Annotated in this window: 22 protein-coding genes; 16 read left to right on the forward strand and 6 right to left on the reverse strand. The window is 71.6% G+C overall.

The genetic code is table 11. The annotated features are described in order from the left end of the window. Positions 1-29: 29 nt before the first annotated feature. Together QF037_RS07700 and QF037_RS07705 are read right to left on the reverse strand one after the other, a co-directional pair. Positions 30-1,085 carry a Gfo/Idh/MocA family protein gene (locus QF037_RS07700; protein ID WP_307023156.1) on the reverse strand — a complete coding sequence of 352 codons (1,056 nt, stop codon included), beginning with the start codon at positions 1,083-1,085 and terminating at the stop codon, positions 30-32. A 23-nt stretch (positions 1,086-1,108) separates the two neighbouring features. Further along, positions 1,109-2,548 carry an exopolysaccharide biosynthesis polyprenyl glycosylphosphotransferase gene (locus tag QF037_RS07705; protein ID WP_307023158.1) on the reverse strand — a complete coding sequence of 480 codons (1,440 nt, stop codon included), beginning with the start codon at positions 2,546-2,548 and terminating at the stop codon, positions 1,109-1,111. A 253-nt stretch (positions 2,549-2,801) separates the two neighbouring features. Between QF037_RS07705 and QF037_RS07710 the strand changes: the two genes are divergently transcribed. The 3 genes from QF037_RS07710 to QF037_RS07720 are packed head-to-tail and all read left to right on the forward strand — an operon-like array spanning position 2,802 to position 6,059. After that, positions 2,802-3,656 (forward strand): glycosyltransferase, encoded by an 855-nt coding sequence (locus QF037_RS07710; protein ID WP_307023160.1) that lies wholly within the window; start codon positions 2,802-2,804, stop codon positions 3,654-3,656. 25 nt (positions 3,657-3,681) lie between these two features. Further along, positions 3,682-4,986, forward strand: a complete 1,305-nt coding sequence (locus tag QF037_RS07715; protein WP_307023162.1) for an MFS transporter — start codon at positions 3,682-3,684, stop codon at positions 4,984-4,986. A 50-nt stretch (positions 4,987-5,036) separates the two neighbouring features. After that, positions 5,037-6,059, forward strand: coding sequence for a TolB-like translocation protein (locus tag QF037_RS07720; RefSeq protein ID WP_307037043.1), 1,023 nt, complete (start codon positions 5,037-5,039; stop codon positions 6,057-6,059). Positions 6,060-6,067: 8 nt separating this feature from the next. On the opposite strand, the gene QF037_RS07725 is transcribed toward QF037_RS07720, so the two are convergent. Next, entirely contained in the window at positions 6,068-7,447 is a 1,380-nt protein-coding gene (locus QF037_RS07725; RefSeq protein ID WP_307023164.1) for a glycoside hydrolase family 43 protein, read from the reverse strand. A 248-nt stretch (positions 7,448-7,695) separates the two neighbouring features. Here QF037_RS07725 and QF037_RS07730 point away from each other — a divergent pair, with 248 nt between their 5' ends. The 4 genes from QF037_RS07730 to QF037_RS07745 all read left to right on the forward strand — a co-directional run bounded on the left by QF037_RS07730 (position 7,696) and on the right by QF037_RS07745 (position 11,475). Then, positions 7,696-9,123 (forward strand): amidase, encoded by a 1,428-nt coding sequence (locus QF037_RS07730; RefSeq protein ID WP_307023166.1) that lies wholly within the window; start codon positions 7,696-7,698, stop codon positions 9,121-9,123. Positions 9,124-9,149: 26 nt separating this feature from the next. After that, entirely contained in the window at positions 9,150-9,368 is a 219-nt protein-coding gene (locus tag QF037_RS07735; RefSeq protein WP_171139045.1) for a hypothetical protein, read from the forward strand. A gap of 133 nt (positions 9,369-9,501) precedes the next feature. Continuing rightward, positions 9,502-10,986 carry an SPFH domain-containing protein gene (locus QF037_RS07740; RefSeq protein ID WP_307023169.1) on the forward strand — a complete coding sequence of 495 codons (1,485 nt, stop codon included), beginning with the start codon at positions 9,502-9,504 and terminating at the stop codon, positions 10,984-10,986. 42 nt (positions 10,987-11,028) lie between these two features. After that, on the forward strand, positions 11,029-11,475 hold the full coding sequence (locus QF037_RS07745; RefSeq protein WP_307023171.1) for a type II toxin-antitoxin system PemK/MazF family toxin: 447 nt from the start codon (positions 11,029-11,031) through the stop codon (positions 11,473-11,475). Here QF037_RS07745 and QF037_RS07750 read toward each other — a convergent pair. Next, positions 11,460-12,275 (reverse strand): TIGR02452 family protein, encoded by an 816-nt coding sequence (locus QF037_RS07750; protein ID WP_307023172.1) that lies wholly within the window; start codon positions 12,273-12,275, stop codon positions 11,460-11,462. The genes QF037_RS07745 and QF037_RS07750 overlap by 16 nt on opposite strands. Positions 12,276-12,551: 276 nt before the next feature. Here QF037_RS07750 and egtA point away from each other — a divergent pair, with 276 nt between their 5' ends. From egtA to QF037_RS07775, 5 genes are read left to right on the forward strand one after another with little or no spacing between them, the layout of a single operon-like run. Then, a complete protein-coding gene (gene egtA / locus QF037_RS07755) occupies positions 12,552-13,841 on the forward strand; it encodes an ergothioneine biosynthesis glutamate--cysteine ligase EgtA (protein WP_307023174.1) in 1,290 nt (429 codons plus the stop codon). Then, positions 13,838-15,148 (forward strand): ergothioneine biosynthesis protein EgtB, encoded by a 1,311-nt coding sequence (egtB, locus tag QF037_RS07760; protein WP_307023176.1) that lies wholly within the window; start codon positions 13,838-13,840, stop codon positions 15,146-15,148. Before egtA ends, egtB begins: the two co-directional genes overlap by 4 nt. Beyond that, positions 15,148-15,939: an ergothioneine biosynthesis protein EgtC gene (egtC, locus tag QF037_RS07765; protein ID WP_307023178.1), complete on the forward strand. Its 792-nt coding sequence runs from the start codon at positions 15,148-15,150 to the stop codon at positions 15,937-15,939. The genes egtB and egtC overlap by 1 nt, the downstream gene beginning before the upstream one ends. Beyond that, positions 15,936-16,898: an L-histidine N(alpha)-methyltransferase gene (egtD, locus tag QF037_RS07770; RefSeq protein WP_307023180.1), complete on the forward strand. Its 963-nt coding sequence runs from the start codon at positions 15,936-15,938 to the stop codon at positions 16,896-16,898. Before egtC ends, egtD begins: the two co-directional genes overlap by 4 nt. 43 nt (positions 16,899-16,941) lie before the next feature. After that, positions 16,942-17,163, forward strand: a complete 222-nt coding sequence (locus QF037_RS07775; protein ID WP_307023181.1) for a dodecin — start codon at positions 16,942-16,944, stop codon at positions 17,161-17,163. 10 nt (positions 17,164-17,173) lie between these two features. Here the strand turns inward: QF037_RS07775 and QF037_RS07780 are convergent, their stop codons facing one another. Further along, a complete protein-coding gene (locus tag QF037_RS07780; RefSeq protein ID WP_373463684.1) occupies positions 17,174-17,665 on the reverse strand; it encodes a phosphatase domain-containing protein in 492 nt (163 codons plus the stop codon). 119 nt (positions 17,666-17,784) lie between these two features. Here QF037_RS07780 and rpmF point away from each other — a divergent pair, with 119 nt between their 5' ends. From rpmF to QF037_RS07800, 4 genes are read left to right on the forward strand one after another with little or no spacing between them, the layout of a single operon-like run. Further along, positions 17,785-17,955 carry a 50S ribosomal protein L32 gene (gene rpmF / locus QF037_RS07785; protein WP_097271518.1) on the forward strand — a complete coding sequence of 57 codons (171 nt, stop codon included), beginning with the start codon at positions 17,785-17,787 and terminating at the stop codon, positions 17,953-17,955. A 6-nt stretch (positions 17,956-17,961) separates the two neighbouring features. After that, positions 17,962-19,149 carry a GTP-binding protein gene (locus tag QF037_RS07790; protein WP_307023185.1) on the forward strand — a complete coding sequence of 396 codons (1,188 nt, stop codon included), beginning with the start codon at positions 17,962-17,964 and terminating at the stop codon, positions 19,147-19,149. A gap of 49 nt (positions 19,150-19,198) precedes the next feature. Beyond that, the gene (locus QF037_RS07795) at positions 19,199-20,197 is read left to right on the forward strand and encodes an LLM class flavin-dependent oxidoreductase (RefSeq protein ID WP_307023187.1); all 999 of its coding nucleotides are present in this window, start codon (positions 19,199-19,201) and stop codon (positions 20,195-20,197) included. Between the two features lie 11 nt (positions 20,198-20,208). Beyond that, entirely contained in the window at positions 20,209-22,569 is a 2,361-nt protein-coding gene (locus QF037_RS07800) for an excinuclease ABC subunit UvrA (protein WP_307023189.1), read from the forward strand. On the opposite strand, the gene QF037_RS07805 is transcribed toward QF037_RS07800, so the two are convergent. Further along, positions 22,566-22,976 carry a VOC family protein gene (locus QF037_RS07805; RefSeq protein ID WP_307023191.1) on the reverse strand — a complete coding sequence of 137 codons (411 nt, stop codon included), beginning with the start codon at positions 22,974-22,976 and terminating at the stop codon, positions 22,566-22,568. The genes QF037_RS07800 and QF037_RS07805 overlap by 4 nt on opposite strands. Positions 22,977-23,001: the final 25 nt, after the last annotated feature.

Here is a 23,001-nt window from a genome sequence, read left to right on the forward strand (position 1 = left end):
TCAAGGAATGTCTCCATGCGTGGATACGGTCAGTGGCCGGTGCGCAGGCCGACGACCGCACCGCGGAACTCCAGGCTGCGGGAGGCCGCTTCGAGGATGTCCAGCACCCTGAGGCCGGCCCTGCCGTCGGTCAGCGGCGCCCGGCGCTGCCGGATCGCGTCGCCGAACTCGTCGACCATGCTGCGCAGCGCCTCCTTCTCGCCGATGGCGGGGGCGACCATGTCGCCGGAGCGGTACGAGATGAGCATGTCCCGGCGTTCGTCCACGCCGATCTCCTGGGGCGAGGCCAGGTCCACGCCCCGGTCGAAGATCGCCACGCGCTGGGCCGGGTTGAGGTCGTCCCACACGAGGGTGCGCTTGGAGCCGCCCACCATGGTGGTCCGCACCTTGGTCGGCGACAGCCAGTTGACGTGCACGTGGGCGATGGCACCCGTGCTGAGCGTGAGCGTCAGATAGGCCACGCAGGCCTGTCCGGCGCCGATCGGGTCGGCCCCGTGGGCGGCGACGGCGACCGGCACGACGGTGTCGGGAAGGATGAAGTCCAGGATCGACAGGTCGTGCGGGGCCAGGTCCCACAGGACGTCGATGTCCTTCTGGACGAGCCCCAGGTTGATCCGGACCGAGTCGACGAAGTGGATCTCGCCGAGTTCGCCGGAGCGGACCAGCTCCCGGATGCGGCCCACCGCGGGTGTGTAGCAGTAGGTGTGGTCGCACATCAGGGTGAGCCCGCGCTCCTCCGCCTCGGTCACCAGGCGCAGCCCGTCGGCGTAGGTCGCCGCGAGGGGCTTCTCCACGAGGACGTGCTTCCCGGCGCGCAGGGCGGCCAGGGCGATGTCGAGGTGGGTGCCGGCGGGTGTGGCCACGGCGATGGCGTCGACGGAGGGATCGGCGAGGACGGCCGCGTAGTCCGCGGTGGGCCGCACGGTCGAGTAGCCGCCGAGGACCCGCTGGGCCCGCTCCACGTCGAGGTCGCACAGCCAGCGCAGCCTGAAGTGCTCGCTGGCCTGGAAGTTACGGACAAGGTTGGGACCCCAGTAGCCGGCCCCGACGACTGCGACTCCCAACGGCTCCGCGGTCTCGGTCACTTGGTTCCTCTTCTTCCGGTCCATCAGTAGGCCCCCGTTCCGCGCACCACCGCGGAGCCGGTGCGCGCCAGGATCGACAGGTCCAGGCCCATCGACCAGTTGTCCACGTATCCGAGATCGAGCCGGACCGCCTCGTCCCAGGGCAGGTCGGAGCGGCCGCTGACCTGCCACAGCCCGGTGAGGCCGGGTTTCACGAGCAGCCGCCGCTTGACCTCCGACGGGTACTCCTCCACCTCCTCGGGCAGGGACGGGCGGGGGCCGACCAGCGACATGTGGCCGCCGATCACATTGAGCAGCTGCGGCAGTTCGTCGAGCGAGGTGCGGCGCAGGAAGGATCCGACCCGGGTGATCCGCGGGTCCTCCTTCACCTTGAACAGCAGGCCGTCGCTGTTCTGGTTGAGGTGTTCCAACTCGGCCCGCAGAGCCTCCGAGTCGGGCCGCATCGTGCGGAACTTGAACATGGTGAAGTGGTCGCCGAACCGGCCCACCCGCTGTTGTCTGAAGAGTGCGGGGCCGGAGCTGTCCAGCCGGACGATCAGGGCGATCGCCAGCATGGGCAGGGCGAGGAGGAGCAGGAGCACCGCCGCGAGCGCGCGGTCCAGGAGTTCCTTGGGCAGCCGGGAGACGCGGGAGAGGTTCGGCGCCTGGATCCGCATCAGCGGCACCCCGTTGGTGGGCCGTACGGTCAGCCGGGCGGCGGAGACGTCGGCCAGCACGGGGGCCAGCAGGAAGTCGACGCCCTGCACGGCGGCCGTCCAGGAGATGCGGCGCAGTACGGAGGCGTCGTACTCGGGCGCGGGCAGCACCACGACGGTGCCGATGCCCAGGGCCCGGATGACGTCGTCCATGGTGTCGACGCCGCCGAGGACCGGGAGCCCCAGCCTGCGGATCTCCGCCGCGTTCTGCGGGTCGCTCAGACACACTCCGGCGGCCTGCAGTTCCTGGACCCCGCCGCGCCGCAGCACGGCGACCAGTTCCACGATGCCGCGCGACGGACCGACGAGGAGGGTCGCGCTCCCGCCGCGCTGCCGGGCCCATCGCCGGTGCAGCCGGCGGCGCAGCGTGTACCGGACCAGCAGGGCGAGGGCGGCGGCCGGCACTGCGGCCATGGTCATGTCATGGAAGAGACCCGGGTCGCGCGTGAACGTCCAGTGCGCGACGGCGGCCAGCGCCGGCAGTGCGACAGCGCCCCGGAGCACGCGCCGGTACTCCTCGGTCCCCAGTCCCAAGGCCCTGCGGTCGTAGGACCGGTGGGCCGCCATGGCCGCGAGCCACACCGGGGGCAGCACCAGGGCCACCGCCCAGCGGCCGTACACCGCGTGGATCACCAGGGCCGCGACGACGGCCGCGAGGCCGTCGGCGACCAGCAGGACTATCCGGTACTTCTTTTCCCAAGGTCTTCGGCGGCCGTGTGGAGTCCTGCGTTCCACATCCAGTTGCTCATGCGTGACCTCAATGGTCATGCGCCCCCCACCACGTGCGCGGTTACTGCTGACCGAACGCCGATGCGCCCCCGGCACACCGGCAGATGAAAGAAAGAAGCCTCAGCGGTTCCCCAACCGCCGCATGTCCCCTACATGTTGGCCTGTGCCTCGCGGCTCGCATTCCCCACCCAAACCGTCTCGGCGGCCCTCAATCTAGACCACCGGACACAGTCACGGGAACAGTTGGACGAAACACACATCGCATTAGTGACATCGACTGCATACTGCCCAGGTGACGAGCATCGTGATCCCGGCCCACAACGAAGCGCAAGTCATCGCCCGGCTACTGGATTCGCTTCTGGCCGATTCCGAATCCCGCGAGGACGAGAACGACGTCGTGGTCGTATGCAATGGCTGCACGGACGACACGGCGCGGATCGCCGCCGCGCGTGGCCCTCGTGTGCGGGTGGTCGAGATCCCCACCCCGTCCAAGCACGCCGCCCTGCGGGCCGGTGACGATCACGCGCGCGGCTTCCCCCGCGTCTACGTGGACGCCGACGTCGTGATCACGGGAGCCGACGTACGGGCACTGACCGAACCCCTGGACGACGGCGTCTCGGGCATCCTCGCCACCGCGCCCGAACGGCGGATCCCCCTGGACGGCTGTGCCTGGCGGGTGCGCGCCTACTACCGGGTGTGGCAGCGACTTCCGGTCGTGCGCGAGGGGTTGTTCGGCCGGGGCGTCATCGCGGTCTCCAAGGCCGGACATGCCCGGATCGCCGCGCTGCCGCCGCTGATGGCCGACGACCTGGCCGCGTCCCTGGCGTTCGCCCCCGCGGAGCGGCTCGTGGTCGGCGCGGCCGCGGTCGTCGTCCATCCGCCGCGTACGTGGCCGGATCTGATCAATCGGCGGATCAGGGCCGCGGTCTCCACCACCCAGGTCGAGCAGCACCGGGGACCGGAGGAGGCCACCGCCCGCACGAGCAAGGCGGATCTCATCACCCTGCTCCGCGGGGAGCCGAAGCTCCTCCCGGCGGTCCTGGTCTTCGTCGCCGCGGCGGTCGTCGCCCGGCGCAAGGCCCAGAAGGCCGTCAGGGCCCAGGACTTCGGCACCTGGCTGCGGGACGAGAGCAGCCGGCAGAACTGAACGCAGCGCACCTGGAGTCCTGGACATGTACCTCACCGACCGCTCCGCACCCGCCGGGGCGGACACCGAGCGGGGCCGAAGACGCGGCCTGCGGCCCAAGGTCGCCCCGGTCGTGCTCGTGCTGGGCACGGTCAGCCTGATCACCGACATCTCCTCGGAGATGGTCACCGCCGTCCTGCCGCTCTACCTCGTCACCACACTCGGCTTCAGTCCCCTGGGATTCGGCGCGCTCGACGGTGTCTACAACGGCGTCAGCGCGCTGGTCCAGCTCACCGGCGGTCACCTCGCCGACCGCGTCCGCAACCACAAGCTGATCGCCGGGCTCGGATACGGCCTGTCCGCGCTGTGCAAACCTCTGCTCCTGCTCACGAGCAGCATCGGCGCGCTCGGCACGGTCCTCGCCCTGGACCGCACCGGCAAGGGCCTGCGCACCGCCCCGCGCGACGCGATGATCTCCCTGTCCACCCCGTCCGACCGCCAGGGCCGGGCCTTCGGCATCCACCGGGCGATGGACACCACCGGCGCGATGCTCGGCCCGCTGGCGGCGTTCCTCATCCTGAACGCGGCGGCCGACGGCTACGACGCCGTGTTCGGGGTGAGCGCGTGCGTGGCCGTGCTCGGCGTGGTCGTCCTGGTGCTGTTCGTGCCGGGAAGACGGCATGACACGGTGCCCGACGGGGCAGGCGCACGCCAGGGCGCTCCGACCGATGCGGCGGGCGTGCCGCAGGGCAGGCCGCCCGTCCGCGTCCGTGAGGCGCTCGCCCTGCTCCGGCTGCCCCGGCTGCGGGCCCTCGCCGGCTGTGCCGCGCTGCTCGGACTGACCACCGTCAGCGACGCCTTCGTCTACCTGCTCCTGCAACGGCGCGCGGGCCTCGCCGAGGAGTGGTTCCCGCTGCTGCCGCTGGGCACCGCCGTCGTCTTCCTGCTGCTGGCCGTACCCTTCGGCGCGCTGGCCGACCGTATCGGACGGCACACCGTGTTCCTCGCCGGGCACATGGCCCTGCTCACCGCCTACGCGCTGCTGCTGTGGGCCCCGGCCACACCCGCCCTGCCCTTCCTCGTCCTCGCCCTGCACGGCGTGTTCTACGCCGCCACCGACGGGGTGCTGCCCGCCGCCCTGGCCGCCACGGTGCCTGAGCATCTGCGCGCCAGCGGTCTCGCCATCGTCGGCACCAGTCAGGCGCTGGCCCGGTTCTGCTGCTCGCTGGGGTTCGGCGCCGCCTGGACGGTGTGGGGCTACGGCCCGGCGCTGGCGGGTTCCGCGGTCGGGCTGCTGTGCTGCGCGGTCGTCGCGGGCCTGGTGCTGAGGCCGAAGGGCACCACCGGATGACCACCACGGCGAAGCGGGACCCGATGACGACTCCACCGAAGAGGAACCGGATGACACCGCTGCGCCGCCGCCTGATCGTCCTCGTCACGGCGGTGCTGCTGCTCGCGGGGCTGGGGACCGGCATGATCCTGCGTGCCGCCGACCGCGCGGACCGGGCGAACCGGCCGCAGGCGGGCGGCCCCGCCGTCAGCGGGGGCAAGGTGACGCTCGGCCAGAAGGACCGGCTGATGTTCGTCAACGCGGCCGCCGGCCCGCACCGCACCGCGGTCGCCTCGGTCCCGTCCACCGAGCCCGGGAGCGGTCGGACCGCCTCGGACCTGAAGTGCGCGCGCTTCTACGCGGCCGCCGGCACAGGCGTGTGCCTCCAGTCCGACACCGGCGTCCTCAAGCAGAACAACCGGGCCCTGCTCCTGGACTCCGACCTGCGCACCCGGCACACCTACTCGCTCGCGGGCACTCCCAGCCGGGCCCGGGTCTCCCCCAGCGGCCGCTTCGTCGCCTGGACCGTCTTCGTCTCGGGCGAGTCCTACGCGTCCGCGTTCTTCTCCACCAGGACCTCGATCCTCGACACCCGCACCATGAAGCTGACCCCCAGCCTGGAGACGTTCTCCATCGATCTGGACGGCAGGTCCTACAAGGCGGCGGACGTCAACTTCTGGGGTGTCACCTTCGCCGGCGACGACGACACCTTCTACGCCACCCTGAACACGGACAACAGGACCTACCTGGTCCGCGGTTCGATCTCCCGGCAGACGGTGACCACCCTGATCGAGAACGTGGAGTGCCCGTCCCTGTCCCCCGACGGGACCCGGGTGGCCTTCAAGAAGCGGGTGCTGTCGCGGACGGATCTCTGGCGCGAATACGTCCTCGATCTGCGCACCCTGAAGGAGACGCCCCTGGCCGAACGCCACAGCGTCGACGACCAGGCCACCTGGCTGGACGACGAGACGGTCGCCTACGCGCTGCCCGCCGAGGGCAAGGTCGGCGCCAGCGACCTGTGGAGCGTGCCCGCGAACGGCACGGGCACGCCCCGTCTGCTGATCGCCGGTGCTTCCTCCCCGGCGCCGCTCTAGTCCGCGGCTCAGACCCAGGCGGTCACGGGCAGGAAGGAGCTGTCCGTCCGGAAGAGATCGGTGCCGTTCGAACGCTCCACCCGCAGCTGGTAGTTGTAGTGGCGCAGGTAGTACCCGGGGTAGTTGTACGACTCGAAGCGGATCGAGCCGCTCGTGCTCCCCGTGCGGGCGATGAACGTCGCGTCCTTGGCGAACGTCGACGTGCCGTCGTTCGCGTCGAAGCGGGCGCGGAAGTCCCAGTGGCGCAGGTAGTTGCCGGAGGAGTCGCGGAACGAGTAGCCGCCCGAGTCCGCGAGGCCGGCCACGACGGTGAAGGTCGACGCCGTCTTCTCGGCGGTGGTGCTGGTGCTGGTCACCACCGGGAGGTTGAGCAGGGAGGACTGCGTCTGCCAGTAGCGGGTGGTGTAGTTGGCCGACCGGAAGGAGCGCGTGACGTTCTTCGCCAGGCTCGGGCCCCCCGTCACCGTCTCCTTGATCACCGTGAAGTGACGTGCCGTACCGGAGACCACGGGCAGGGCCGCCGGGGCGGACCAGGTCGCGAACGTGTCGTAGCTGTCACTGTAGTAGTAGTTGCCGTCGCCGTAGCCGTCGAAGAAGAGCCGCCAGGCGCCGTTGTCGAGCTGGACGAGCGCCGGGCCCTCGCGGTAGCTGCCCCAGCCGGCCCAGTCGCCGGTCCTGGAGATCGTGTAGGGGCCGGTCAGCGAGGAGGCCGTCGCGTACTCGATGTACTTGGTCGTCTCGTTCTTGGTGAACGCGTGGTACGTCGAGCCGATCTTCACGAGGAACGTGTCGATGTGGTTCGCGCCGATGCCGGAGAGGGCCACCGGTGAACTCCACGCGGTGAGACCGGAGTTCGTCGCCTTCAGCAGATACGGCGTGAAGATCCACTCGTCGCTGGTGACCGAGCAGGACACGATGACGTTCACACTGCCGTCGCTGTCGACGAACCACTCCGGCGCCCAGGCCCGGGACAGGTTGGCGATCGGGACGGTGTAGTCGTACAGGAAGGTCCAGTTGACCCGGTCGGAGCTGCGGGCGAAGCCGATCGTGGTGCTGGCGTCCTGCCAGGTGTGGGTGGTGTAGGTGATGTAGTAGTAGCCGTTGGTGTGCTTGAAGATGCTGGCGTCGCGGATCCTGTTGCTCGGCGGGGTGTAGGCCGAGGACTTCAGCAGCCGGAAGTCGAGGGCGTCGTCCGACTGGTAGACGTTGACCGTGCCGTCGTTGCTGTTGAGGAACGGCACGATGGTGTACCGGGTCGCGGAGCCGCTCGGCGGGGCGGCGGCGAAGGCCGCGCCGGGCAGGCCGCCCATCAGCACGGCCGAGGCGGGCAGGGCCGCCATCGCACGCAGCAGGGTACGACGGGACGGGGCGGGGGGTCGTGCGGTCACGGGCGGCTCTCCCTCGGACAAACAAACAACGCGGCTCTGGTGTCCGACATGCCGAACGAGGTTCGGAAAGTCGATCAGAAGGTAGGGGCGAGGCTGAATCGCGTCAATGGTTTGCGCACGACCTGGTGAGCCCTGTGGGAAGGCTGTGCCGTGCACCGAACTTCCGCCCCCGCCGCGAGCGTTCCGGGACAGCGCTTCCACAGGTTACCGTTCGGTAGACAACGCGCTCCGACGGTGGAGGAGTTCACATGGCGCTCGACCGTGCCACAGGCCTGGCGGAGTCGGCCCGCGCGCTGGCCGCCGGGGAGGTGACCTCCCGGGCCCTAGTGGAGCAGGCCCTCGAGCGGATCGCCGCCAGCCAGGGGTCCCTCAACGCCTTCCGGGTCGTCCGGGCCGAGGCCGCGCTCGCCGAGGCGGACGCGGCGGACGCGGAACTCGCCGCCGGAGTGCGCAGGCCGCTGCTCGGTGTACCCGTCGCCGTCAAGGACGACATGGACGTGGCGGGCGAGCCGACCGCGTTCGGCTGCCAGGGAGAGTTCCCGGCGGTTACTCAGGACGGGGAAGCCGTACGGCGGTTGCGGGCGGCCGGAGCCGTCGTCGTCGGCAAGACCAACACCTGCGAGTTCGGGCAGTGGCCCTTCACCGAGGGGCCCGCCTTCGGCGCCACCCGCAACCCGTGGAGCACCGAGCACACCCCGGGCGGCTCCTCGGGCGGCTCCGCCGCCGCCGTCGCCGCCGGCCTCGTACCGGCCGCGCTCGGTTCGGACGGCGCCGGATCGGTGCGCATCCCGGCCTCCTGGACCCATCTCATCGGCATCAAGCCGCAGCGCGGCCGCATCTCCACCTGGCCGCGCGGCGAGTCCTTCCAGGGCATCACCGTCAACGGCACCCTGGCCCGCACGGTCGCCGACGCCGCCCTTCTGCTGGACGCGGCGAGCGGCAACCACGACCTCGACCCGCACCGGCCGCCCGCCGTCGACGCCTCGGGCGCCGTCGGACGCGACCCCGGCAGGCTGCGCATCGCGCTCGCCCTGAAGCCGCCGTTCACCGCGCTGCCCGCACGACTCCAGCCCGAGGTACGGGCGAACGTCGTCGAACTCGCCGAGAAACTCGCCGCGTTGGGCCACACCGTCGAGGAGACCGACCCCCCGTACGGGCAGATCGGGCTCACCTTCATCCCGCGCGCCACGGTCGGGCTCGCCGAACGGGTCGGCGAGGCCCCCTTCCCCGCGCTGCTCGACCGGCGCACCCGGGACGCCGCCCGCCTCGGCCGGCTGCTGGGCGGGGCACCGCTGCGGGCGGCGCGGCGGGCCGAGGCGGTCCTGCACCGTCGTATCGGCGAATTCTTCACGTCGTACGACGTGATCCTCGCGCCGACCACGGCCGCTCCCCCGCCGCGCATCGGCTCGATGCTGAAGCTGGGCGGACTGGCCACCGACCGCGCCATGATCGCCGCCTGTCCCTTCGCCTGGCCGTGGAACGTGCTGGGCTGGCCCGGGGTCAACGTCCCCGCCGGGTTCGTCGGCCAAGGGCTGCCCGTCGGGGCGCAGTTGCTCGGTCCGGCGCACAGCGAGCCGTTGCTGATCTCGCTGGCCGCGCAGCTGGAGGCGGAGCTGCGCTGGCACGAGGCGTGGCCGCCGGCGCGGGAGATCGCGACGGATTCCCCGGCCGCGTGACGGCGTTCGGCCCTTACCCTGTGACCATGGACGATGCGTCGATGGTCGGGCTCATGGGTCGGGTCACCGGAACGGTGGGGCCCGGGCTCGTCGGCGAGGTGATCGTCCGCGTGCGGGGCGGCGCCGAGCACTTTCTCGCCTACGCGGCCACCGGCACGGACCGTATCGAGCGGGGCACCGTGGTGATGGTGGTGGAGTACCAGGCGCCGAGGACCGTCTACGTCCAGGCGGCGTACGACAGTTGAGCATGCTCCACCGCAGGTGAGAGCGTTGTGCGTCAAGGTTGTGACAAGGATCCGCAAGGGTCTGTATTCCGGCCTCGGCGAGGCGCACACTCCCTTCGTTCGGTGCCGAAGGGGCACCATCCAAAGGGGGCGAATGCCGATGGTCATCGGCGTCGTTGCGGGGGTCGCGGTCGTGGCCGTCCTCGCGTTGATCGGTGTGTTCAAGATGATGTGGCGCGTGGCCGAGCCCAATGAGGCGCTCATCATCTCCGGCTCCAAGCACAAGACCGAGGGCCTCGAGGAAGGCATGGGGTTCCGCATCGTCACGGGACGCGGCACGCTGGTGCTGCCCGGTGTGCAGGCGGTGCGCAAGCTGTCGCTCGACCTCAACGAGACCGAACTGCACGTGGACTGCGTGACCCACCAGGGCATTCCGCTCAAGGTGCGGGGCGTGGTCATCTTCAAGGTGGGCGACGACTTCGTGTCGATCGCCAACGCCGGGCGCCGTTTCCTCGACCAGCAGAAGCTGATGTCGGAGCGGGTGCACAACGTGTTCGCCGGTCATCTGCGGTCCATCGTCGGCGGGTTGACCGTCGAGGAGATGATCCGCGACCGGGAGAAGCTCACCGGGCAGACCCGGGCCGCGTGCGGCACGGAGATGGAGAAGCTGGGGCTCATCGTCGACTCCCTGCAGATCCATGAGATCGAGGACCCGACCGGGTACATCCAGAACCTGGCGATGCCGCACGCGGCTGCCGTCCAGCGGGACGCGCGCATCGCGCAGGCGGAGGCGAACCGGCTGGCCACGGAGGCCGAGCAGAAGTCGTTCGCCCGGATGGCGGAGGCCACCCGGGACAGCGAGATCCTCCAGGCCGGCTATCAGGCGGAGCGGGACAAGGCGGGCGCGAAGGCGCGTCAGGCCGGTCCGCTCGCGGACGCCGCGGCCCGGCAGGAGGTCGTCGTCCAGGAGACCCGGATCGCCGAACTCGAGGCGAACCGGCGGGAGCAGCAGCTCCAGGCGGACGTCCGCAAGCCGGCGGACGCCCAGGCCTACGAGAAGCGCACGCTCGCCGAGGCCGAGCGTGACGCGCGGATCTCCGCGGCCCAGGCCAAGGCGAAGGAGACGGAGCTGGCCGCGGCGGCCGAGGCGACGCGGGTCAAGACGGCCGCGGGTGCCGAGGCCGAGGCGACCAAGGCCCGGGGTACGGCCATGGCGGCGTCGACCCGGGCCACCGGTGAGGCGGAGGCCGCGGCGGCTCAGGCCAGGGGTCTGGCACAGGCCGAGGCGACGAAGGCCAAGGGTCTGGCCGAGGCGGAGGCCATCAAGGCACGGGCCGCCGCTCTCGCCGAGAACCAGGAGGCGGTGGTCGCGCAGCAACTCGCCGAGAACTGGCCGGAGATCGTCAGGGCGGGCGCGTCCGCGTTCGGCAGCGTCGACAACATGGTGGTGCTCAACGGGGCCGACGGCATGGCGGACATGCTCGCCAAGGCGCTCACCATGGGCGGCACCGGGCTGGGGCTGGCACGTCAGCTGCTGGCGTCCATGAACCAGAACGGCCAGGAACCGGCGGGCACTTCGTCCCTCAACGGGATCGCGACGCCGCCCTCGGCGCAGAAGGTGCCGATGGACGACAAGTGACCCGTCACGTCCGATCACGGGGGCAGCCTCTAAGGTGCCCCCGTGACTGCGTTTACCGATGAGAACGTTCCCGGCCGCTCCGGCGCCACCGCCACCACCGAGGCCGACCCCCGCGAGGTGGGCCGGGTGCGCACCGAGTACTCACCCGCGCACGACGGCGACCCGGACCCCGGCGAGATCGTGTGGACCTGGGTGCCCTACGAGGAGAACGACGGCCGCGGCAAGGACCGGCCCGTGCTCGTGGTCGCCCGGGAGGCGGCCGGGACGTTCCTCGCCGTGCAGCTGTCCAGTAAGCGCCATGACGGGGACCGGGAGTGGGTGGCGATCGGCAGCGGGCCCTGGGACCGCACCGGCCGGGATTCCTGGGTGGCCGTCGACCGCATCCTGCGTCTGCACGAGGACGGTATGCGCCGGGAGGCCTGTGCGCTGGACCGGATGCGGTTCAACCTGGTCAGGCAGCGGTTGCACGAGCGCTACGGCTGGACCTGAAAGGTCTTCTCGAAAGCACTCAGCACTACGTGCCCGGGCGTGCGGTCCAGCACCCCGAACACCACGTGCTCGAACGCCGACGCGAACCGCCCGCCCGGCCCCAGCAGTGCCTGGAACGCGCCCGCCACCTGCGCGGGGTCGTTCTGGAACACCCCGCAGCCCCACGCGCCCAGCACCAGCCGCCGGTACCCCTCGGCCGCCGCCACCTCCAGCACCCGCTCGGCACGCACCGCCAGGGCGCGCGGCAGCTCGGCCGTGCGCTGCGGCACCGTACGCCGTACGACACCCGCGTTCGGCGCGGCGGCGGTCAGGAAGCCGGCGCTGTACGGCTCGTCCAGCAAGCGGCCGCGGTCGTCCCGGAACACGGGCACGGCCGGTGAGTGGATGACACGGTCCGTGTAGAACGCGTCGCGGTGGGCGCGGTGATGGTCGTAGAAGTCCCTGGCCTCGCGTACGCAGACGTACAGCGCGGAGGCGCGGCACAGGGCCTCTTCCTGGGCCTGGGCGCCGTTGAGATAGCCGCCGCCCGGGTTGCGGGCGGAGGCGAAGTTCAGGACGGCCGGCACCCCGCCGAGCCGCCGGGCGGCTTCCAGGCTGCTCTCACCGGTGACCTCGACGAGCGTGTCGCAGCGCGGGAGCTCCGGCACGGGCACGGGATCCGGCCCGTACATCCGCGTACCGGCCCGTGCGGCCTCGGTATGCGCGGCGATGGACACCTCGCGTCCGTCGGAGGCGTGATAGAAACCCGCCTCGACGATCTGCTCCGTCTGCTGTGCGATGCCCCGCAGGCGCGCGCTCATGGCGCCACCCCCGTGGGCGCCGCGAACGCGCGCCGTGCGCGCTCCCCCGTCGTGCTCATGCAGGCATCGTGGGCGATGCTGGTCATGCGGTGCAACGGAGTTTCCCGGCCTCGAAACACCCGGCGAACGCAGCGAAAACGGAGATCGTCAGCCCTGATTACGATGATATGCACTCTTGTGCGATTCGCCGCGAGGGTTTTGGGTGGGACGAGTTATGCCGGTCCGGCCAACATCATCCGGGCCGGCGGCATGGTGGAATCTCAGGAGGATCCCGACATGTCCGATTCGGTTACCGACTGTAGCGACTGTACGGAGCCCCGCACCGCTCTGTCCGCCGCCGAGGTGGAGGCCCTTGTCCGGGGCATCTGCTTCAAGACCGGACCACCCCGCACCGTCGGGGTCGAGGTGGAATGGCTCATCCACGAGCTGCGCCTGCCGCAGCTCCCCGTCACACCCGAACGGCTCGAAGCGGCCTACGCCGCACTGCGGGCCGTTCCGCTGAACTCGGCACTCACCGTCGAGCCCGGCGGCCAGCTGGAGCTGAGCTCCCTGCCCGCCCCCTCCCTGACGGAGTGCATCGGCACCGTCGCCGCCGACCTGGACGCCGTCCGCGCGACGCTCGCCGGGCACGGTCTCGGCCTCGTCGGCGTCGGCCACGATCCCTGGCACGCACCCCGCCGGTATCTGCACGAACCCCGCTACGACGCCATGGAAGCCTGCCTGGACCGTATGGGCCCGGCCGGCCGCGCCATGATGTGCACCTCCGCCTCCGTGCAGGTGTGCCTGGACGCCGGCTTCGAGGAGCCGGGGCCGCTCGGGCACGGGCGGCGCTGGTGGCTGGCCCACCAGCTGGGTCCGGTCCTGGTCGCCGCGTTCGCCAACTCCCCGCTGGCCGGCCGCGAGCCCACCGGCTGGGTCTCCACCCGCCAGCTGCTGTGGATGGAGATCGGCGCGGGCCGCGCGGGCGCTCCCCCGCTGGACGCGGACCCGCGCGAGGCGTGGGCGCGGCACGTGCTCGACGCCCCGGTGATGTGCATCCGCCAGGACGACCGCGCCTGGGACATCCCGGACGACATGACCTTCCGCGACTGGACCCGCTCCGCGACACCGAGGCCGCCGACCCGCGAGGACCTCGACTACCACCTCACCACGCTGTTCCCGCCGATCAGACCGCGCGGCCACCTGGAGCTGCGCATGATCGACGCCCAGCCCGGCGACGACGGCTGGATCGTGCCGCTCGCCGTGACGACGGCGCTCTTCGACGACCCCGAGGCCGCCGAGACCGCCTACCGCGCGGTGAAGCCGCTGGCCGAGCGGGCGCTGGGGCTGCCCGCCCCGCACAACCCGCTGTGGCTCGACGCGGCCCGCACCGGCCTCGGCGATCCGGAACTGCACGACGTGGCCGTCCAGTGCTTCACGGCCGCCCTCGACGCGCTGCCCCGGCTCGGCGCGGCCGCCGAGGTGACGGACGCCGTCGCGGCGTACCTGGAGCGGTACGTACGCCAGGGCCGCTGCCCCGCCGACGATCTGCTGGACCGGTTGCACGGGAAGGACCTCCGCTCATGACCGACGACGCCGAGACGCTCCGCGTCCGGGCGCTGCACACCCTCACCACGGCGCGCGACCGCACGACGCTGCTGACCAGCTGCGTCGAGGACCCCGACCTCACCGCCCAGCACTCACCGCTGATGTCCCCGCTGGTGTGGGACCTCGCGCACATCGGCAACCAGGAGGAGCTCTGGCTGCTGCGGAATGTCGCGGGGCGCGAGGCGATGCGGCCCGAGATCGACGGCCTGTACGACGCGTTCGAGCACCCGCGCGCGGAACGGCCGAAGCTGCCGCTGCTCCCGCCCGACGAGGCCCGGCGCTACGCGGGGGAGGTGCGTGGCCGGGTCCTGGACCTGCTGGAGTCCACCGCGTTCCACGGCACACGGCTCACCGAGGCGGGGTTCGCCTTCGGGATGATCGCGCAGCACGAACAGCAGCACGACGAGACGATGCTGATCACCCATCAGCTGCGCACCGGCCCCCAGGCCCTGACCGCCCCCGACCCGGACCCCGCGCCCCTGTACACCGGCCCGGCCGAAGTCCTGGTGCCCGGCGGCCCGTTCATGATGGGCACCTCCGACGAGCCGTGGGCGCTGGACAACGAACGCCCGGCGCACCGGCGGGAGGTGGCGCCGTTCTACATCGACACGGCGCCGGTCACCAACGAGGCGTACCAGGAGTTCATCGAGGACGGCGGCTACCGGCTCGAGCGATGGTGGGCGCCGGCCGGCTGGGACTACATCCGGCAGCACGACATCGACGCCCCGCTGTTCTGGCGGCGCGACGGCAACCAGTGGCTGCGCCGCCGCTTCGGCGTCACCGAGATCGTGCCGCCCGACGAGCCCGTGGTGCACGTGAGCTGGTACGAGGCCGACGCGTACGCCCGCTGGGCCAGGCGTCGGCTGCCCACCGAGGCCGAGTGGGAGAAGGCCGCCCGCCACGACCCCACCACCGGCCGCTCGATGCGCTACCCGTGGGGTGACACCGACCCGGCGCCCGAGCACGCCAACCTCGGCCAGCGGCATCTGCGCCCGGCCCCGGCGGGCAGCTATCCGGAGGGCGAATCCCCGCTCGGGGTACGCCAGTTGATCGGCGACGTGTGGGAGTGGACGGCGAGCGACTTCCAGCCGTACCCGGGCTTCGAGGCGTTCCCGTACAAGGAGTACTCGGAGGTGTTCTTCGGCCCCGAGCACAAGGTGCTGCGCGGCGGTTCGTTCGCCGTCGACGCGGTGGCCTGCCGGGGCACGTTCCGCAACTGGGACTACCCGATCCGGCGGCAGATCTTCTCCGGCTTCCGCACCGCCCGTTCCGCGGAGGTCGTCTGATGTGCCGTCACCTGGCGTATCTGGGCCACGAGGAGCCGCTCGGGCGGCTCCTCACGGAGCCCCCGCACAGTCTGTACCGCCAGTCCTGGGCGCCCCGGCACCAGCGCCACGGCACCGTCAACGCCGATGGTTTCGGGGTCGGCTGGTACGCCGGGGACGACCCGGCGCCGGCCCGCTACCGCCGGGCCGGGCCCATCTGGGCGGACCAGTCCTTCGCGGACCTGGCCCGGGTCGTGAGGACCTCGGCGCTGCTCGCCGCGGTCCGTGACGCCACGCTGGCGGGCGCGGACGCCGAGGCCGCGGCGGCGCCGTACGCGAGCGGGTCGTGGCTGTTCAGCCACAACGGCGCGGTCAAGGGCTGGCCGCGCTCCCTGGCACCGCTGACCCCGACCCTGCCCGCCGCCGACCTGCTGGCGATGGAGGCCCGCAACGACTCGGCGTTCGTCTGGGCCCTGGTCCTCGCCCGCCTGCGCGCCGGCGACGACGAGAGCCAGGCGCTGGCCGACACGGCCCTGGAGGTCGCCGAGGCCGCCCCCGGCTCGCGCCTCAACCTCCTCCTCACCAACGGCGAGACCATCGCCGCGACCACCTGGGGCGACACCCTCTGGTACCTGACGTCCTCCCGCGGCACGGTCGTCGCCTCCGAGCCCTACGACGACGATCCGCGCTGGCAGGAGGTCCCCGACCGCACCCTGCTCGCGGCGAGCCGCACGGACGTGCTGCTCACCCCACTGAAGGAGCCGAGTGACGCCGCCTCGGCCCTCGCACCGTCGAAGGAGCCCCGTACGTGAGCCCGTTCCTTCTCACCCGCACCCTGCCCGAGGACGCCACCGAGGCCGCCCTGCGCGCCGACGTCCTGCGCGGCCTGACCCGCACACCGAAGACCCTGCCGCCGAAGTGGTTCTACGACGCCCACGGCAGCGAACTCTTCGACCGGATCACGGAGTTGCCCGAGTACTACCCGACCCGCGCCGAGCGGGAGATCCTCCTCGCCCGGGCCGCCGAGATCGCGGCGGCCTCCGGTGCCCGCACCCTCGTCGAGCTGGGCTCCGGCTCCTCGGAGAAGACGCGGTACGTCATCGACGCGCTGAGCGACCTGCACACGTACGTGCCCGTCGACGTCAGCGAGAGCGCCCTCACACAGGCCGGGCACGCGCTCATCGCGGAGCGGCCGGGGCTGAACGTGCACGCCCTGATCGCCGACTTCACGGCCGAGCTCACCCTGCCCGGGACACCGGGCCCCCGGCTGGTGGCGTTCCTCGGCGGCACGATCGGCAATCTGCTGCCGGCCGAGCGGGCGGAGTTCTTCACCTCGGTCCGTGCCCTGCTCTCCCCCGGTGACGCCCTGCTGCTCGGCACGGACCTCGTCAAGGACGAGAACGTGCTGGTCAGGGCGTACGACGACGCGGCCGGGGTGACGGCGGCGTTCAACAAGAACGTCCTGACCGTCGTCGACCGCGAACTGGGTGCCGACTTCGATCCCGGCGCCTTCGACCATGTGGCGCTCTGGGACGCGGAGAACGAGTGGATCGAGATGCGGCTGCGCTCCCGTACCGCGCAGACCGTGAAGATCCCCGCGCTGGATCTCGCCATCGACTTCGCGGCGGGCGAGGAGCTGCACACCGAGGTGTCGGCGAAGTTCCGGAAGGAGGGCGTGCGGGCCGAACTGTCCGCCGCCGGCCTGGAACTGGCCCACTGGTGGACGGACGAACAGGGCCGGTTCGCGCTGTCGCTGAGTACGGTGCGGTGACGGACGGCTCGCGCTCCGCCGCCACTTGGGGCACGGTGGAGCCATGACGAATCACACCTATCGGGTGACCGAGATCGTCGGCACCTCGCCCGACGGCGTCGACCAGGCCATCCGCAACGGTATCGGCCGTGCCTCAGAGACCCTCCGCAACCTCGACTGGTTCGAGGTGACGCAGGTGCGGGGCCAGATCGAGGAGGGACAGGTCGCGCACTGGCAGGTGGGCCTGAAGGTGGGCTTCCGCCTGGACGAGTCGGACTCGGAGTAGCGACTCCGGCTCAGGTCCGCCCCTCCCGCTCCTGCGCGCTCTTCAGCGCGGCGGAGGGGGCGGTCCAGCGCGCCCGTACGACCGTGAATCCGGCCCGTTCGGCGTCCTCGCAGACCAGTTCGTCGTCGTCCACCAGCACCCGGATCTCACGGGTGCGGGCGAGCCGGCGGAGGGTCTCCAGCTTGGTGCGCCGGGCGGGTCTGCGGTCGTTGTCGCGCCGCATGTGGACACGGCCCTCGGGCAGTCCCTGGGCGGCGAGCCAGTCGAGCGTGTCCTGTCGGCAGCGCTCGGGCCGGCCGGTGAGATAGACGACCTCGCACTCCTCGGCGCTCTCCAGGACCAGGGCGAGGCCCTCGGCGAGGGGCGGGTCCTGGGGCGCGGCGGCGAAGAAGCCGTCCCAGTCGCGGGGCGTGCGCTCCAGGAAGCGCTGCCGGTGGGCGGTGTCCGCGAGGGTGTTGTCCAGGTCGAACACGGCGAGGGGCGGTCTGCTGCTGTCGGTCACGCGCTCCACCCTAGAACCGGCAGCCTTCCCGCGCCGTGCCGCGCGCGACCAATTGTTAATGGGATCCATTTTCATGTAGCGTCCTCGGTGCTCGCCGTCCCACCGAGGAGGTCCCTGTCATGGCTGTCCCCAAGCGGAAGATGTCCCGCAGCAACACCCGCCACCGCCGCGCCCAGTGGAAGGCGGCCACCCCCTCGCTGGTGCCCGTCACCATCGACGGCGTGCGGCACCTCGTACCGCAGAACCTCGTGAAGGCCTACGAGCGCGGCCTGCTGCGTCCCGAGGGCTGAGCCCCGATGCCGTACGACCGTCTGCCGGTCACCGTCCTGTCCGGGTTCCTCGGGGCGGGCAAGACCACGCTGCTCAACCATGTCCTGGCCAACCGCGAGGGCCTGCGCGTCGCCGTGATCGTCAATGACATGAGCGAGGTCAACATCGACGCCGCGCTGGTGCGGGGCGGCGAGGCCGCGCTGTCACGGACCGAGGAACGCCTGGTCGAGATGACCAACGGCTGTATCTGCTGCACCCTGCGCGACGACCTGCTGGAGGAGGTGGACCGGCTGGCGCGCGAGGGCCGCTTCGACCACCTGCTCATCGAGTCGTCGGGCATTTCGGAGCCGATGCCCGTCGCGGCCACCTTCGCGTTCGCCCGCGACGACGGGGCCACTCTCGGGGACGTCGCCCGTCTGGACACCATGGTCACGGTCGTGGACGCGGCCAACTTCCTGCCCGAGCTGGACAGCGGCGACGAACTGGCCGAGCGCGGGCTGGCCCCCTTCGAGGACGACGAGCGCACGGTCAGCGATCTGCTGGTCGACCAGATCGAGTTCGCGGACGTCATCGTCCTCAACAAGCTCGACCTGGTGGACACGGACGCCGCGGCCCGGCTGCGGGCGGCATTGCACCGACTGAACCCCGTCGCCCGGATCGTCGACGCACGCCACGCCCGCGTGGACCTCCACCAGGTCCTGGGCACCGGCCTGTTCGACCTGGAGCGCGCACAACAGGCGCCGGGCTGGGTCCGGGAACTCAACGGCGAGCATGTCCCCGAGACCGAGGAGTACGGCGTCTCCTCCACGGTCTTCCGCTCCGGACTCCCCTTCCACCCCGCCCGGTTGTGGACCTTCGTCACGGAGCACCTGGACGGCGGCGCGTACGGCCGCGTCCTGCGCTCCAAGGGCTTCTTCACCCTGGCCAGCCGCCCCCACGTCACCGGCCTGTGGTCCCAGGCCGGCTCGGTGGCCCGCTTCGAACCGTCGGCGGCACGCGACGACGAGGCGCCGCACGCACAGGAACTGGTCTTCATCGGCACGCAGTTGCAGGCCGCGCGACTCCACAGCGCCCTCGCGGACTGCCTCATGGGCCCGGAGGAGGGCGTCCCGGACGCCGACCCCTTCCCGGCCTGGGACATGTACGGCATCGAGGACACCTGCGAGCACGAGCACGCCGTATCCACCCAGGAACACGCCGTGTCCGCGCCCTGACACCGGGTGACGCCGGGAATGTCACGGCGTCCCCGGCGTTGAACTCCCTGTGACCCACCTGATCGCCGGCACCCGCTTCTCCGTCCTCGACCGTTCCCGCACCCGCGAGGGCCACTCGAACGCCGAGGCGCTGCGCGACACCGTGCGGTTCGCGCAGGAGCTGGAGGAGCTCGGGTATCACCGGTTCTGGGTCTCCGAGCACCACGGGGTACCCGGCGTCGCCGGTTCCGCCCCGACCGTGCTGGCCGCCGCCGTGGCCGCGGCGACGCGGACGATCCGGGTGGGGACGGGCGGCGTGATGCTGCCCAACCACCGGCCGCTGGTCGTGGCCGAACAGTTCGGCGTCCTGGAGTCCCTCTTCCCCGGCCGCATCGACATGGGGCTGGGGCGCTCGGTCGGCTTCACCGACGGCGTACGCAAGGCGCTGGGCCGCGGCAAGGACGACGCCGACGACTTCGCCGGCCAGCTCGACGAACTGCTCGGCTGGTTCCGCGGCACCTCCCCGACCGGGGTGCACGCGCGCCCCGCGGAGGGCCTGACGGTGCCGCCGTTCGTCCTCGCGATGGGCGAGGGCGCCGCGATCGCGGCCCGCGCCGGCCTGCCCATGGTCATCGGCGACCTGCGCAGCCGCGACAGGATGCAGCGCGGCATCGACCACTACCGCACCCACTTCCGCCCCTCCCCCTGGGCACCGGAACCGTACGTCGTGATCTCCGGCACGATCGCGGTCGCCGCCACCCCCGCGGACGCCCGCCGCCTCCTGGTCCCGGAGGCCTGGTCCATGGCCCACTCCCGCACCCACGGCACCTTCCCGCCCCTGCCGGCCGCCGAGCGCGTCGAGGCACTCACCATGACCGCCAAGGAGCGCGACCTCTACGAGTCCGGCCTCACCGGCCACATCGCCGGCACCGAGGACCAGGTGGCGCACGAGCTGGAGACGGTACTGAAGGAGACGGGCGCACAGGAGGTACTCGTCACCACCAGCAGCCACGACCGTGACGCGCTGCTGGACTCCTACCGGCGGCTCGCCTCGATCGTCTCCGACTAGAGTTCCCCCTCATGCACCACCCACATGACCCGTATGTCCGAGTCCGCGGCGCCCGAGAGCACAACCTCAAGGGTGTGGACGTCGACATCCCGCGGGACGTGCTGGCCGTGTTCACCGGGGTCTCCGGGTCCGGGAAGTCGTCGCTGGCGTTCGGGACGATCTATGCCGAGGCGCAGCGGCGGTACTTCGAGTCCGTCGCGCCGTACGCCCGCAGGCTGATCCATCAGGTGGGAGCACCGAAGGTCGGGGAGATCACCGGGCTGCCGCCCGCGGTGTCGCTGCAGCAGCGGCGTGCGGCGCCGACGTCCCGTTCGTCCGTCGGGACGGTCACCAACCTCTCGAACTCCTTGCGGATGCTGTTCTCCCGGGCCGGTGACTATCCGCCGGGCGCCGAGCGGCTCGACTCGGACTCCTTCTCGCCCAATACGGCGGCAGGGGCGTGCCCGGAGTGCCATGGGCTGGGTCAAGTGCACCGGACGACCGAGGAGTTGCTGGTCCCGGATCCGTCGCTGTCCATCCGGGAGGGTGCGATCGCGGCGTGGCCGGGCGCTTGGCAGGGGAAGAACCTGCGGGACATCCTGGACGCGCTCGGCCACGACGTGGACCGGGCGTGGCGCGAGCTGCCCGCCGAGGCGCGGGAGTGGATCCTGTTCACCGACGAGCAGCCGGTCGTCACGGTGCATCCGGTGCGTGACGCGGACCGCATCCAACGGCCTTACCAGGGCACGTACATGAGCGCCCGGCGCTATGTGATGAAGACCTTCTCGGACTCCAAGAGCCCGACGCTGCGGACGAAGGCGGAGCGGTTCCTCAGCAGCGCGCCCTGCCCCGCGTGCGGCGGCAGCCGGCTACGGCCGGAGGCGCTCGCGGTGACCTTCGCGGGGCGGACGATCGCCGAGCTCGCTGCGCTGCCGCTGACGGACCTCATGGGGCACCTGCGCGCTGTCGACGAGACCACGCGTGTCCTCACCGACGACCTCGCCTCCCGTATCGCCCCCGCCCTCGAACTCGGTCTCGGCTACCTCGGCCTCGACCGCTCCACCCCCACCCTCTCCGCCGGTGAGCTGCAACGACTCCGGCTGGCGACCCAGCTGCGCTCCGGACTGTTCGCAGTGGTGTACGTCCTCGACGAGCCCTCCGCCGGACTGCACCCGGCGGACACCGAGGCGCTGCTGACGGTGCTGGAGCGGCTGAAGGCGGCCGGCAACTCGGTGTTCGTGGTGGAGCACCACCTCGACGTGGTGCGCGGCGCGGACTGGCTGGTGGACGTGGGTCCGGGCGCCGGTGAGCACGGCGGCGAGGTGCTGCACAGCGGTCCCGTGGCGGAACTGGCCGCGGTCGAGGGCTCGGAGACGGCGCGGTTCCTCTTCGGCCGCTCCCCCGCACCCGTACGTGAAGTGCGCGCCCCGAGCGGGCAGTTGAAGGTCGGGCCGGTCACCCGGCACAACCTGCGCGGGGTGACGGCGGAGTTCCCGCTCGGCGTTTTCACGGCGGTGACGGGCGTCTCCGGGTCCGGGAAGTCCACGCTCATCGGGGAGATCACCGAGGAGTCGGCGGGCGTGGGACGGCTCGTCCGCGTCGACCAGCGGCCGATCGGCCGCACCCCGCGCTCCAACCTGGCCACCTACACCGGCCTCTTCGACGTCGTACGCAAGGAGTTCGCGGCCACGGACCAGGCCCGGACACGCGGTTTCGGTGTCGGCCGGTTCTCCTTCAACGTGGCCGGGGGACGCTGCGAGACCTGTCAGGGCGAGGGGTTCGTCAGCGTCGAGCTGCTGTTCCTGCCGAGCACGTACGCGCCGTGCCCGGACTGCGGCGGGGCCCGCTACAACGCCGAGACGCTCGAAGTGATGTACCGGGGGCGGAACATCGCCCAGGTCCTTGACCTGACGGTGGAGTCCGCGGCGGAGTTCTTCGCCGACACCCCCGCCGTCGCCCGCAGCCTCGGCACGCTCCTGGACGTGGGCCTCGGCTATGTGCGGCTGGGCCAGCCCGCCACCGAACTCTCCGGCGGCGAGGCCCAACGCATCAAGCTGGCCAGTGAGTTGCAGCGCGGGCGCCGCGGCCACACCCTCTACCTCCTCGACGAACCGACCACCGGCCTCCACCCGGCCGACGTCGAGGTGCTGATGCGCCGGCTCCACGGACTCGTCGACATCGGACACACCGTCATCGTCGTCGAGCACGACATGTCCGTCGTCGCGGACGCGGACTGGGTGATCGACCTGGGACCGGGCGGCGGGGACGCGGGCGGCCGCGTCGTGGCGACGGGACCGCCCACGGAGGTGGCCCGGGCGAAGGGCAGCACCACGGCCGCGTATCTGGCCGCGGCGCTCGGAGCACGGGGCGCCCCCGCCGACGACAGGCCCTAGTCGTTCGGCTGGGTGAAGCGGATGCTGTTGCCGAAGGGGTCGCGTACGCCGCAGTCGATGCCGTACGGGCGCTCGGTGGGTTCGTCGGTGATCTCGACACCGCGGCCGCGCAGGGTCTCGCACGTCTTGCGGCAGTCGTCGGTGCTGAAGATGAGGTGGCCGCCCATGGCGCCCTTGGTGAGCAGGTCGCGGACCTGGGCCGCCGTCTCCTCGGACAGCGCCGGCTGTCCCGGCCGCTCCAGCAGGATCTGCCGGTCCGGGTGGCCGGGGACGTTGACGGTGAGCCAGCGCATGAACCCGAGGTCGGCGTCGGTGTGGACCTCCAGGCCGAGCTTGCCGACGTAGAAGTCGAGGGCCTCGTCCTGGTCGAGGACGTAGATCTGTGAGTGTGTGATGCCGGTGAACATGCGCCTCACGCTACCGAGCGGGCCG

Source organism: Streptomyces canus (assembly GCF_030815415.1).
GTDB lineage: Bacteria > Actinomycetota > Actinomycetes > Streptomycetales > Streptomycetaceae > Streptomyces > Streptomyces canus_F.